The following is a 12,367-nucleotide window of genomic DNA, read 5'->3' on the forward strand; positions in this document are numbered from 1 at the left end:
AGGGGCCACGCCCAAAATTGTAGAATTACGCAGCGGCGTGAAACTGACTTCCGCGACGTCAGGCTATTCAGCTGCGACGCCATCGGTGAATTGCAGGCGCGCCAGGCGGGCATACAGACCATCCTGAACAACCAGATCCTCATGGGTGCCCTGCGCCACGATCTGACCGGCCTCCATCACCACGATCCGATCCGCCTTTTTGACGGTCGCCAGACGGTGCGCCACGATCAGCGTGGTCCGACCGGCGCGCATCTGATCGACGGCGCCCTGCACCGCGCGTTCGCTTTCGGCGTCCAGAGCCGAAGTCGCCTCATCCAGCAACAGAACCGGCGCGTCGCGCAGGATCGCGCGGGCAATGGCAATACGTTGTTTCTGACCGCCTGACAACATCACGCCGCGCTCACCGACAAAACTGTCATACCCTTCGGGCAGTTTCGAGATGAACTCGTCAGCAGCAGCCGCACGGGCCGCGGCTTCGACTTCGGCGTCTGTTGCATCCAATCGACCAAACCGGATGTTTTCACGGGCCGAGGCCGCAAAGATGATCGGGTCCTGCGGCACCAGCGCCATGTGCTGCCGGAAATCCGAACGATCGAGGTCGCGCAGATCGACACCATCGAGGCTGACATGACCTGAATCCGGATCATAGAAGCGCTGGATCATCTGGATGACTGTGGTTTTGCCAGCCCCAGACGGCCCGACAAAAGCCACGGTCTCACCGGGTTTGATCGCCAGAGACATATGATCCAGCGCTACAACATCCGGCCGCGCTGGATAGCGGAAAGTGACGTCGTCAACGCGAATCTCGCCACATACCGGCGTCGGCAAAGATTTTGCCTTGGCCGGATCAGTCACGGTGTCTTGCGCGTTCAGCAACTCCACCAACCGCTCGGTCGCGCCTGCGGCGCGTTGCAGCTCGCTCCAGATCTCGGACAGGGCGGCGACAGAGCCGGCCATGATAATCGAATAGATCACGAACTGAATCAGAACACCTTCGGTCATCACGCCGTTGCGGACGTCATTCGCACCCATCCACAGAACGCCGACAATGCCCGAAAACACCAGGAAAATGACGATGACCGTCATCACCGCGCGCGTCTGAATGCGCCGCAGCGAGACTCCATATGAGGTTTCTGTCATGTCTCCGAATTGCTTGCGGCTGGCCTGTTCGTGCGTAAAGGCCTGAACCGTCTGCACCGCGCCGAGCGCTTCGCCCGCGTTGCCGGACGAGGCCGCGATCCAGTCCTGATTTTCGCGGCTGAGTACCCGCAGGCGACGCCCCATCACAAGGATTGGCACCACGACAACAGGAATCAGCAGCAGCACCATGCCCGTCAGCTTGGCCGACGTCAGCAGCATCAGGACCAACCCGCCCGCGAACAAAAGCATATTTCGTAGAGCAATGGAAACCGACGATCCCAGCACGGATTGAATCAGCGTCGTGTCCGTAGTGATACGGCTAAGAACCTCTCCGGTCATGATCCGTTCGTAGAACTCGGGGCTCATCCCGATGACGCGGTCAAACACGGCCTTGCGGATATCCGCCACAACACGCTCACCCAGCCGGGTCACCAACGCATAGCGGATACCCGTCCCCACTGCCAGAACCGCAGCGATGACCAAGGCCGCCAGAAAGTACCAGTCCAACAATTCACCATCTTCGATGCGGAAATTGTCGACCACCCTTCGCACTGCAAGCGGCAGCGTCAGCGTCATGCTGGCTGTCAGAACCAAGGCAAATGTCGCGCCCATCATCAGCAAACGGTAGGGCTTCATAAACGGCCAGAGTGAAGACAAAACGCCTATTTTCCGCGAGCCCGCGCGCTCTTCGGTGGCGCCGGGTGCGGGTTTGCCCTTGGGATTGGCTGAGGCGGAGTTTGCCATATTCGGCCCTTACGTCATGTTCGCACTAAAGTGTAGGCTTCTTGGCGACCGCTGCAGCCGGGGTCAAGAAGCACCAGGTAAAATGGCTGCCCAAAAGGGCCATTTGACGCAGAATTTTGAGGCTGACTTGGAGCGGGCGGCGGGAATCGAACCCGCTTCATCAGCTTGGAAGGCTGAGGTAATAGCCAGTATACGACGCCCGCTCAGCGTTGGTTGGTTTATGCGATGCGTCAGATGCCGTCAAGCGCAGTTCGGACGCAGATTTCAATTTCGTCGCGAACAATAACTTTGCCCTGGCACATACGCGTCCGGGGGTGCCATTTCGCCCGCCTGCGGTGGCCTCAGCCCTGATCCGGCAACCAGTCGCACCCGTCGAAACTTGCTGCTATTCGGATCATTGAACCGTATTCCAAAGCTGCTGGCCGGGCCAACCCGATCAGATGCGCCGGATAGCTGGTGGCCGCAATCAATGCGTCCTGTACCGGTACGCCGACTTTGTTGACGAGTACGCCCACAGCAGTTGTCAGGTCGAGATCCGCACCCGCCAATGTCCCATCCGCCAAGGTCAGCCTGCCATCGGTGCGCGTGATTCTGCGGCCCTCCAAATCGAATTCGCTCTGATCAGTACCCGCGACGGCCATCGCGTCGCTGACCAGGAAAATTCGGCCCGGGGCGGTTTTTCCTACCCAGGCCGCTCGCATGGCGGCAGGGTGTACATGGATGCCGTCTGCGATCAGCCCTGCGGACAGGCCCCCATTGGCCAGTGCAGCACCGACCAAGCCCGGCTCGCGATTGCCCAGTTGGCTCATCGCATTGAACAAATGCGTCACGCACCGGGCACCGGCCGCGGCATACCGCTGGCATGTTTCGAAATCCGCATCGGTATGCCCCAAAGATACGAGAATACCTGCTTCGCTCATCGTCCGGACCTGCTGTTCCGAGACACTTTCAGGGGCCACGGTGACCTTCAGGCGGGGAAGCGCGTCAGAGGCGGCGATCAACGCTTTCATGTCCGCCGCGTCCATCGGGCGGATCAGATCGGCGTCGTGGGCTCCTTTGCGAGCCACTGACAGATGTGGCCCTTCCAGATGCAGTCCGACGACCCCTGGAACCTGTTCCCGAATAGCCTGAATTGCGGCATCTATAGCCGCCCGGGTTTTGTCGGCGCTGTCGGTAATCAATGTGGGCAGCAAGGATGCCACACCCAGCCGCCGGTGAGCACTGGCGATTCTGCGGATCGTTTCAACCGAAGGATCACCATTGAACATGATCCCATCGCCACCGTTAACCTGAAGATCAACGTATCCGGGGCTTAGAATATCGCCGTTTAGATCGATCGTATCGCCTTTTTCGAACAACTCGCCCTCGGGCAGCAGCTGACCTGCCTGCCCTTCACGGAAAACAATCGCGTGGTCGTGCAGCAACCGGTCCCCATCGAAGATCGGCCCATTGCGAATGATCGTGCTGCGCTCTGTCATACCGTCTCTGTCACTTTCTTAAGGTGCCGCGGCGCATCCGGGTCGATCCCGCGCGCGCCAGCGACGGCCTCGACCATACTGTAAAACGACGTAATGGCAGTGATCGGGTCGGTAATCCAGTGATCCGTGCGAACCACCGGCAGGGCCACAGCGCGCGTTACCTTGTCTGTTGTAGCAAAGGCCGCCGCCCCCTTTTCCGCGAGCGCGTCGGCGGCTTCGGCCGTTGCCTGTTCGGCGGCATCCCCAGCAGCAAACGAGATCACCGGGAATCCATCTTCGACAATTGAGACCGGACCATGCAACACTTCGGCAGACGAATAGCTTTCGGCATGGATTTGGCAGGTTTCCTTGATCTTCAGCGCAGCTTCGCCGGAAATTGAGAAAGACGGGCCCCGGCCAAGCGTAAACAGGGAGCGCCCGGTGATCGTGTCAGCCGCAGCTGACCAGTCACATTGTGTCGCCTGCGCCAGGTATTCAGGCAAGGTGTGGATTGCGCCCGTCATTTCGGCATCGCCTTTGATCTCGGCTAAAAGCCATAGCCCGGACACCAGTGATGTCACAAAGGTCTTTGTCGCGGCCACGCTCAGCTCTGGCCCCGCGTGCAGGGGCAGAACTGCGTCTGCCACCTCGGCCAGTCTCGAGCCGGTATTGTTGGTCACCGCAATGGTGGTTGCTCCAGTGTCACGCAACGACCGGGTCAGGCCCACGATATCCGGGCTTTGACCAGACTGGGATACCGACAGGCAAACTGCCCCTTTTGCGCGCAACTCGGCGCCATAGAGCGAACTGACAGACGGCCCGACCGAAGCAACGGGCAGCCCCAACAACAGCTCGCTGGCATATTTGAGGTACGTACAGGCGTGATCAGATGATCCGCGCGCAACCGAGATTAGAAAGCGTGGATCCGCATCCCGCACGCTCTGCGCGGCTTTCTGGATATTGGCGGCACCTTGGCTTAGCAATCTGTCGACGGCATCCGGGATCTCCAGAATTTCCTGACGCATTTTCGATGTTTTCTCGGACATGTGATCCCGGTCCTTCCGGTTATAGGCGCAATTCGGCGACAAAATCGTAGGCGTCGCCGCGATAGAGCGAACGTGTCAATTCCGCGACCCGCCCGTTTTTCAGAAATGAGATGCGCTCGATGTTCAGACCTGCTGCACCTTCAGGGACTTCCAGCAACTCCGCTTCTCGCGCCGCGAGGTTCAGCGCCGAGATCTTTTGCACCGCACGCACCGGGCGATGCCCCAGAGCTTCGAGCACTTCGTAAAGTGATGTCGTCACTTCGATCGGGTTCGGCAGAATATCCAGCGGCAACGCGGCGCGCTCCAGTGCCAGCGGACGCCCTTCCGCTTCGCGCAGTCGATAGATGCGGGATATCTGTTCCCCTTCCGCCAAATTCAGCGCGGTGACCTCTTCGGTTGTTGGCGCAAATACCCCGCGTTCCAGCCATTTTGAGGTGGTCTGCATCCCGCGGCTCGACATATCTTCGGTAAACGACGTCAGGTGCTTCAGCGATTGTTCGACGCGTGGCACACGTTCCCGGATGAACGAGCCTGACCCCTGTCGCTGTTCAATCACGCCTTCCTGCACCAGCTCCTGAATCGCCTTACGAACGGTCACGCGGGACAATTCCGTGATCTCAACGAGCTCCCGCTCGGACGGAAGCGATGAGTTTGGCGCAAGTACGCCTGTGTCGATGCCTTCCTGCAATCTGCGGCGCAACTGCACGTATCGAGGACCATTTTCCGGGGTCAACCATAAGTCAGAACGAAGAAATTCAGCGATGCTCATTTTGGACCTCCTTCGCCAGCGCCAGCGCTCCGGCAAGTGGTTCACCCAATGGGCGTTGAAGTGCAGACTGCATGTCAGCCGGCAGATACTCTGCATAATGAGGCGCGATGCCGCCGGTAAGACAGATTGCCATCTGGTGCCGCCACCCAAGGCGATGGGCCATCTCAGTGACATATGCGGCGCCTGCGTGCATGACGCGTCTGGCAACAACGTCTCCGGAAACCGCTGCAGAGGTCACCTTTGGGGCCAAAGCGCCGAACTCCGTCGGCGCGGCGCCCCCGGCGAAATCAACAATCCCGGCCGCACCGCCGAATTCCGCCATCAACTCTTGCGTCAGAGCGGAAGAAGCCTGAACGTCGTCGACCGCATTCAATGTTTCCGCCAGCGCACGCCGCCCGACCCACTGCGCCGATGCCTCATCCCCCAGAACTGGCCCCCAACCACCGGCAAAACGCATCACGCTGTCTTTCTGCGATGCGATGAAGGATCCAGTGCCGCAATGCACAATCAGACCGTCCTGCTCGCCCAGCGCGCCACGCAGTGCAGCTGGTCGGTCATCCTGAACGCGCGCGCGGACAAGACCCAGAGCCTTCTCTACTCGGCCGGCAATTCGGTCGTCGGTGACCCCGGCCAGGCCAACAAAGGAGGGCAATCGCACAAGGTCCTGCTGCCCAACACCCAGCATTTGCGCCATCTGCGCAAACCCCGCCTGGATCTGCCGGATTGACGCATCGAAATCGGTTGAGACGTTCGCAGCCCCAGTTTCCACAGATTGGATAATACCACTGACTTCGCAAGCAACACGACATCGGGTTCCACCCCCGTCCACGGCAAGCACAGCGCTGTTCAGAGACTCAGTCATGACAATACCATTATAATACCTATTTCGAATTAGAAAGGACGAAGTTAGAGAAATCGGGTCCCATTCTGGCTATTTTCAATTAAACCCTTAAAAATATATGAGGAAAATAAAAATATGGACAAGTGGTATTCAATAGGTATTGTAAACGAAACGCAAAGGAGGGGATTCTTTTGTCGCTGCCGTCGACCGAACAACTGCATCCGGACGCAATCAAGCTGGTCTCGCGGGATCCGCTTGCATCAGCCAAAGCGCTGGCTGAAGGGCAGATCGTCGCCGCAACCGCAGTGCGGAATGCGCTTGAGGCGATCGCGCAAGGAAGCTCAGCCATGGCGCAGACGATCAGTACTGGCGGTACGCTGCACTACGTGGCGGCGGGTTCATCCGGCCTGATGGCCGCCGCCGATGCGCAAGAGTTGGGCGGCACCTTCTCGATCCCCGCGAGCCAACTTCGCATTCACATGGCTGGTGGCCTGCCGACAGGGGTCGAAATGCCCGGAGGCGCAGAAGACGTGGCCGACGGGTTGGAAAGCGCGCTGACTCAGCTGCAGTCAAATGACACTGTGATTGCAGTGTCTGCCAGCGGGTCAACCCCCTACACCCTGACGGCCTGCAACATCGCCCGGGCGCGTGGCGCGACCGTTGTCGGGATTGCCAATAACGCAGGAAGCCCTTTGCTGGAGCATGCCGATATTCCCATTCTGCTGGCGACGCCTCCGGAACTGATCTCAGGTTCGACACGGATGGGCGCGGGAACGGCCCAGAAGATCGCACTCAACATGTTGTCGTCTCTTATGGCGCTGCAATTGGGCCATGTTCACGACGGAATGATGGTCAACCTGCGCGCTGACAATGACAAGCTGCGCGCGCGGGCAACTGGCATCGTCGCCCGGATCGCAAATGTCGACACGGAAACCGCCCGGAACGCGCTGGCTGTGGCCGATGGCGATGTGAAACCTGCGGTGCTGATTGCAGCGCGAGGCATGACGCTGACGGATGCCAAGGCGGCTTTGCGTGCAAACGGAGGCGTCCTCCGGTCCGCGCTGGACCAAGACAACTGACTGCTAACCAACTGGGAGAACAACGATGAAACGCAATAGCCTGAAACTGGCCTTATTGGGTACGACCCTGATGGCGTCAAACGCCTATGCCGAGGACGTGACGCTGACCATCGAAAGCTGGCGCAATGACGATCTGACACTTTGGCAGGAACAGATCATTCCGGCGTTCGAAGCCAAACATCCCGGGATCAAACTGGTTTTCTCTCCATTTGCTCCAACGGAATACGACGCAGCTCTGAACGCCAAGCTCGAAGCAGGTTCCGCCGGGGACATCATAACGTGCCGCCCGTTTGACCGGTCTTTGGGCTTGTACGATGCAGGGCACTTGGCCGATCTATCCGGATTGGATGCAATGTCGAACTTTTCGGACGTGGCCAAATCCGCTTGGCAGACAGATGACGGCGCGGCCACATTCTGCGTTCCGATGGCGTCAGTGATTCATGGCTTTATCTTCAACAAAGACGCGTTCGACGAATTGGGCGTCGAGGTCCCAACGACTGAAGACGAGTTTTTTGCCGCCCTCAAGACATTCAAGCAAGACGGCACCTACATTCCTATGGCCATGGGCACTACTGACCAATGGGAAGCTGCCACGATGGGCTATAACAACATCGGCCCGAATTACTGGAAAGGCGAAGAAGGTCGTCTGGCATTGATCGAAGGGTCGCAAAAACTGACTGACCCACAATGGGTCGCGCCTTACGAGACCCTGGCGAAGTGGAAAGACTACCTTGGGGACGGGTATGAAGCGCAGACCTACCCCGACAGTCAAAACCTGTTCACGCTTGGCCGGGCCGCCATCTATCCAGCCGGCAGCTGGGAGATTTCGGGCTTCAACGCCCAGGCCGATTTTGAGATGGGCGCGTTCAAACCGCCGGTCCGCAACGCGGGTGACACCTGCTACATCTCGGACCACACAGATATCGGGATCGGCATGAACGCCGCCACAGAAAACCGCGAAGCGGCAGAGACGTTCCTGGCGTGGGTCGCAAGCCCAGAATTTGCCGAAATTTTCGGCAACGCCCTGCCCGGATTCTTCCCTCTGTCGAATGCGCCGGTCGACTTGCAAGACCCTTTGGCCAAGGAATTCGTCGGTTGGCGGGATGAGTGTGAATCGACGATCCGCTCGACCTATCAAATTCTGTCGCGCGGCGAGCCCAACCTTGAGCTTGAGACGTGGAACGCATCGGCCAACGTCGTTCGGGGCGCGGAAAGCCCTGCTGACGCCGGTCAGCGCCTGCAAGACGGGCTAGCTAACTGGTATGCTCCGCATCAGTAAATCTTGGCATACCCGGGCGGCGACGATCGCCCGGGTAATCCCGACACCCCTTTGAAAGCGATCCCATGAACCGCCCCCGCTTCCGCTGGCATATCGTCGTGTTTCTTGCACCGGCCGTTTTGATCTACACGGCAGTGATGATCTTTCCGCTGTTCAACACACTGCGTCTGGCACTTTACACCGAGATTGATCAGAACCGCGTCTTCGTTGGATTGCAGAATTTTCAGACGCTGTTTTTCGACCCCATCTGGTCTGAACAGTTTTGGAACGCCCTTGGAAACAACTTCTGGTTCTTCCTGATTCACATGCTGGTTCAGAACCCCATCGGAATCGCTCTGGCCGCCCTGCTCAGCCACCCGCGCCTGCGGTTTGCAGCGCTGTATAGGTCGGCGATCTTCATCCCCACCATCCTGAGTTTTGTGATCGTCGGCTTCGCATGGAAACTGATCCTCTCCCCGATCTGGGGCATCGCCCCGTCGATGCTGGATGCAATTGGGCTCAAGTCGCTATACGCGCCATGGCTGGGGAAAGAGGAATATGCGCTGACCACGCTGGCGCTGATCTCTGTCTGGCAGTTCGTGGGTATCCCGATGATGCTGATCTATGCCGCCCTGCTGACCATCCCGGAAGAAATCCTTGAGGCCGGAGAGATTGACGGCATCACCGGTGCTGCTGCCTTCTGGAAGATCAAACTACCGCTGATCCTACCGTCGATCGGGATCATCTCGATCCTGACTTTCGTTGGCAATTTCAACGCGTTTGACCTGATCTACGCGGCCCAAGGCGCGCTGGCTGGCCCCGATTTCTCGACGGACATTCTGGGCACATTCATGTATCGCACATTCTTCGGCTTCCAGTTGCAACTGGGCGATCCGCATATGGGATCCGCAATCGCCGGGGCGATGTTCGCCATCATCCTCGTCGGTGTGTGTATCTACCTGTTCGGCATCCAGACCCGGATGCGCCGGTATCAACTGTGAGGGTCAAGCGATGAATAAGGCACGTCATAACCCCCTCAACATGTTCGCAATGCACGGCGCGCTGATCCTGTACACACTGATCGCCCTGTTCCCGGTCTTTGTGATCCTGATCAACAGCTTCAAATCCCGCCGAGCGATCTTTCGAGAGCCACTGGCCCTGCCTAATGCAGATAGTTTCTCGATGATTGGCTATGAGACGGTTATGAAGCAAGGCGACTTCTTCCTCTACTTCCAGAACTCGATGATCGTCACCGTCGCGTCTCTGTTTTTTATTTTGCTGTTCGGCGCAATGGCGGCTTATGCGCTGTCTGAGTATCAGTTCCAAGGCAATCTGATCATGGGCCTGTATCTGGCTCTGGGGATCATGATTCCGATCCGGATCGGCACCGTGGCTATCCTTGAGATGATGGTGGCAACCGGGTTGGTGAACTCGCTCTGGGCGCTGATACTGGTGTACACAGCGCAAGGATTACCGCTGGCCGTCTTCATTCTGTCTGAGTTCATGAGGCAGGTGAGCGACGACCTAAAGAATGCCGGGCGTATCGACGGACTGTCGGAATACACGATCTTCTTCAGACTGGTTCTGCCCCTTGTCCGCCCCGCAATGGCAACGGTGGCGGTGTTCAACATGATCCCGATCTGGAACGACCTTTGGTTCCCGTTGATCCTCGCACCTGCCGAGGAGACCAAGACGCTGACGCTGGGCAGCCAGGTCTTCATCGGGCAGTTCGTGACGGACTGGAACGCAGTCCTGTCGGCCCTGTCGATGGCAATCCTGCCGGTGTTGATCCTCTATGTCATCTTCTCTCGCCAGCTGATCCGCGGCATTACATCTGGAGCTGTCAAATGACCCGCGTTCTGATTGCAGGCCTCGGCAATATGGGATTGAGCCACGCGCTGGCTTACAATCACCACCCCGAGGCGCAGATCGTTGGATTGGTGAACCGGTCCGGTCGTGTGGATCACCCAGAACTTGCAGGCTATCCGGTACACTCGGATTTCGCAGCGGCGCTGGTCGAAACGAAACCCGATCTGGTCGTGGTCGCCACCTATTCTGATAGCCATGCAAATTACGCTTGTACCGCCATGGAAGCTGGCGCGCATGTGTTCGTAGAAAAACCGCTTGCGACCAATGTGGCGGACGCCCGGCGCGTGGTCGAGACAGCTACGCGACTGAACCGCAAACTGGTGGTTGGCTATATTCTGCGCCATCACCCCTCGTGGATGCGGTTGATCGAAGAAGCGCGCAATTTGGGTGGACCTTATGTGTTCCGCCTGAACCTGAACCAGCAATCGTCAGGAGCAGAATGGGAGACGCATAAGGCGCTGATGCAGACCACGTCGCCTATCGTCGATTGCGGAGTGCACTACGTCGACGTGATGTGCCAGATCACCGATGCGCAACCCGTCCGGGTGCATGGCATGGGCCTGCGCCTGTCCGATGAGATCGCTGAAGACATGTACAATTACGGACAGTTTCAGGTGGTCTTCCACGACGGCTCGGTCGGCTGGTACGAGGCCGGATGGGGCCCGATGATGTCCGAAACCGCGTTCTTTGTGAAAGACATCGTGTCACCCAACGGATCTGTTTCGATCACCGATGGAAACAAGGGCGCGTCCGCCGACATCGACGGCCATACCAAGGTCGGCGGCCTGCTAATCCATACGCCACAGGGCGACCACTATATCGATATGCCGGACGAACCCGGCCATCAAGAACTCTGCGATGCTGAACAGGCTTACATGCTGCGCGCCATCGCCGACGACATCGACCTGACGCGCCATATGAATGACGCCGTCCAATCCCTCGCCATTTGTCTGGCCGCGGATGAGAGCATCCGCACTGGCCAACCCGTTTCCCTTGAGGAGTCCGCAACATGACTGCCCTGACGCTGAACAACGTGAACAAATCCTTCGGCAATGTGCACGTCCTCAAAGATATCACGCTGGAAGTAGAAGAAGGCGAATTCGTTGTCTTTGTCGGCCCCTCGGGCTGCGGAAAATCCACGCTTCTGCGCGTGATTGCGGGGCTGGAAGACGCATCCTCGGGCGAGATCACCATCGACGGGCAGCAGGTCAATCTGGTGCCACCGTCCAAGCGCGGCATCGCGATGGTGTTTCAAAGCTATGCGCTCTACCCCCATCTCAGCGTGCGTGGAAACATGACCCTTGCGTTGAAGCAAGAGAAGCAGTCAAAGGCGGTAATCGAGGAACGCGTGGCCAATGCCAGCCGCATGCTGAATCTTGAACCCTATTTAGACCGGTACCCGTCGGAGCTTTCCGGCGGTCAGCGTCAGCGCGTCGCCATCGGGCGCGCAATTGTCCGCGAACCGAAATTGTTCCTGTTTGATGAGCCGCTGTCCAATCTGGACGCCGCCTTGCGGATGAACACGCGCATCGAGATCGCCAATCTGCACCGCGCACTGGACGCGTCGATGATCTACGTCACGCATGACCAGACCGAGGCGATGACGCTCGCCGACAAGATCGTCGTGCTACGTGATGGTCGGGTCGAACAGATTGGCAGCCCGATGGAGCTGTACAACAATCCCGCCAACCAATTCGTCGCAGGATTCCTTGGCTCGCCTTCCATGAATTTCCTTCCCGAGGCACTGCTGGAAATAAGCGGAGACAACACAATCGGAATCCGCCCCGAGGACCTGTTTCTGTCGGACGACGGCCCGCTGACTGCGCAGGTCAGCCATGTAGAAAAACTGGGCGGCGACACAAACGTCATTGCCAAAGTGCAAGATCATGATGTGACCGCGCGCCTGTTCGGGCAACACGCGATCTCGGAAGGTCAGGAATTGCGGTTTGCCTACTCTTCAGACAAAGCGTACCGGTTTGACCCGATGGGACAGCGACTGCGTTAGGCAATTGCAATTCGTAGTTACGCTTAGAAATGATTGCGACCATTTTCCAAGAATTACGCTTTGATTTCTCGGATGGGACCTCTGGCCGGGCAAATTGTCCGCATTGACCCCCAACACTAATCTTAAACTTCTCCACAGACCGTCCTAAATCATTCATAC

Annotated in this window: 11 protein-coding genes and 1 tRNA gene; 6 read left to right on the forward strand and 6 right to left on the reverse strand. The window is 58.2% G+C overall.

Going from position 1 to position 12,367, the window contains the following annotated elements:
- Nucleotides 1-63 precede the first annotated feature (63 nt).
- The 6 genes from ACR0AA_RS04390 to ACR0AA_RS04415 form a co-directional block, all read right to left on the reverse strand.
- Nucleotides 64-1,884 carry an ABC transporter transmembrane domain-containing protein gene (locus ACR0AA_RS04390; RefSeq protein WP_480755515.1) on the reverse strand — a complete coding sequence of 607 codons (1,821 nt, stop codon included), beginning with the start codon at nt 1,882-1,884 and terminating at the stop codon, nt 64-66.
- Nucleotides 1,885-2,012: 128 nt separating this feature from the next.
- Nucleotides 2,013-2,087 (reverse strand) — tRNA-Gly (locus ACR0AA_RS04395).
- 138 nt (nt 2,088-2,225) lie between these two features.
- Complete coding sequence (gene nagA / locus ACR0AA_RS04400; protein WP_480662362.1) at nt 2,226-3,362, reverse strand: N-acetylglucosamine-6-phosphate deacetylase; 1,137 nt, start codon at nt 3,360-3,362, stop codon at nt 2,226-2,228.
- Nucleotides 3,359-4,387 carry an SIS domain-containing protein gene (locus tag ACR0AA_RS04405; RefSeq protein WP_480662360.1) on the reverse strand — a complete coding sequence of 343 codons (1,029 nt, stop codon included), beginning with the start codon at nt 4,385-4,387 and terminating at the stop codon, nt 3,359-3,361. The genes nagA and ACR0AA_RS04405 overlap by 4 nt, the downstream gene beginning before the upstream one ends.
- A 19-nt stretch (nt 4,388-4,406) precedes the next feature.
- Entirely contained in the window at nt 4,407-5,156 is a 750-nt protein-coding gene (locus tag ACR0AA_RS04410; protein WP_480755516.1) for a GntR family transcriptional regulator, read from the reverse strand.
- On the reverse strand, nt 5,143-6,018 hold the full coding sequence (locus ACR0AA_RS04415) for a glucosamine kinase nucleotide-binding domain-containing protein (protein WP_480755517.1): 876 nt from the start codon (nt 6,016-6,018) through the stop codon (nt 5,143-5,145). The genes ACR0AA_RS04410 and ACR0AA_RS04415 overlap by 14 nt, the downstream gene beginning before the upstream one ends.
- A gap of 170 nt (nt 6,019-6,188) precedes the next feature.
- On the opposite strand from ACR0AA_RS04415, the gene ACR0AA_RS04420 reads away from it, so the two are divergent.
- The 6 genes from ACR0AA_RS04420 to ACR0AA_RS04445 all read left to right on the forward strand — a co-directional run bounded on the left by ACR0AA_RS04420 (nt 6,189) and on the right by ACR0AA_RS04445 (nt 12,208).
- Nucleotides 6,189-7,076 (forward strand): N-acetylmuramic acid 6-phosphate etherase, encoded by an 888-nt coding sequence (locus ACR0AA_RS04420; RefSeq protein ID WP_480662354.1) that lies wholly within the window; start codon nt 6,189-6,191, stop codon nt 7,074-7,076.
- Between the two features lie 25 nt (nt 7,077-7,101).
- Nucleotides 7,102-8,355: an ABC transporter substrate-binding protein gene (locus ACR0AA_RS04425; protein ID WP_480662352.1), complete on the forward strand. Its 1,254-nt coding sequence runs from the start codon at nt 7,102-7,104 to the stop codon at nt 8,353-8,355.
- 65 nt (nt 8,356-8,420) lie between these two features.
- Nucleotides 8,421-9,335 carry a carbohydrate ABC transporter permease gene (locus ACR0AA_RS04430; protein ID WP_480662350.1) on the forward strand — a complete coding sequence of 305 codons (915 nt, stop codon included), beginning with the start codon at nt 8,421-8,423 and terminating at the stop codon, nt 9,333-9,335.
- A gap of 10 nt (nt 9,336-9,345) precedes the next feature.
- Nucleotides 9,346-10,185 carry a carbohydrate ABC transporter permease gene (locus ACR0AA_RS04435; RefSeq protein WP_480755518.1) on the forward strand — a complete coding sequence of 280 codons (840 nt, stop codon included), beginning with the start codon at nt 9,346-9,348 and terminating at the stop codon, nt 10,183-10,185.
- The gene (locus ACR0AA_RS04440; RefSeq protein WP_480662346.1) at nt 10,182-11,216 is read left to right on the forward strand and encodes a Gfo/Idh/MocA family protein; all 1,035 of its coding nucleotides are present in this window, start codon (nt 10,182-10,184) and stop codon (nt 11,214-11,216) included. The genes ACR0AA_RS04435 and ACR0AA_RS04440 overlap by 4 nt, the downstream gene beginning before the upstream one ends.
- Nucleotides 11,213-12,208, forward strand: coding sequence for an ABC transporter ATP-binding protein (locus ACR0AA_RS04445; protein WP_480662344.1), 996 nt, complete (start codon nt 11,213-11,215; stop codon nt 12,206-12,208). Before ACR0AA_RS04440 ends, ACR0AA_RS04445 begins: the two co-directional genes overlap by 4 nt.
- The last annotated feature ends 159 nt before the right edge of the window (nt 12,209-12,367 follow it).

Source organism: Ruegeria sp. CE8, from assembly GCF_056537465.1.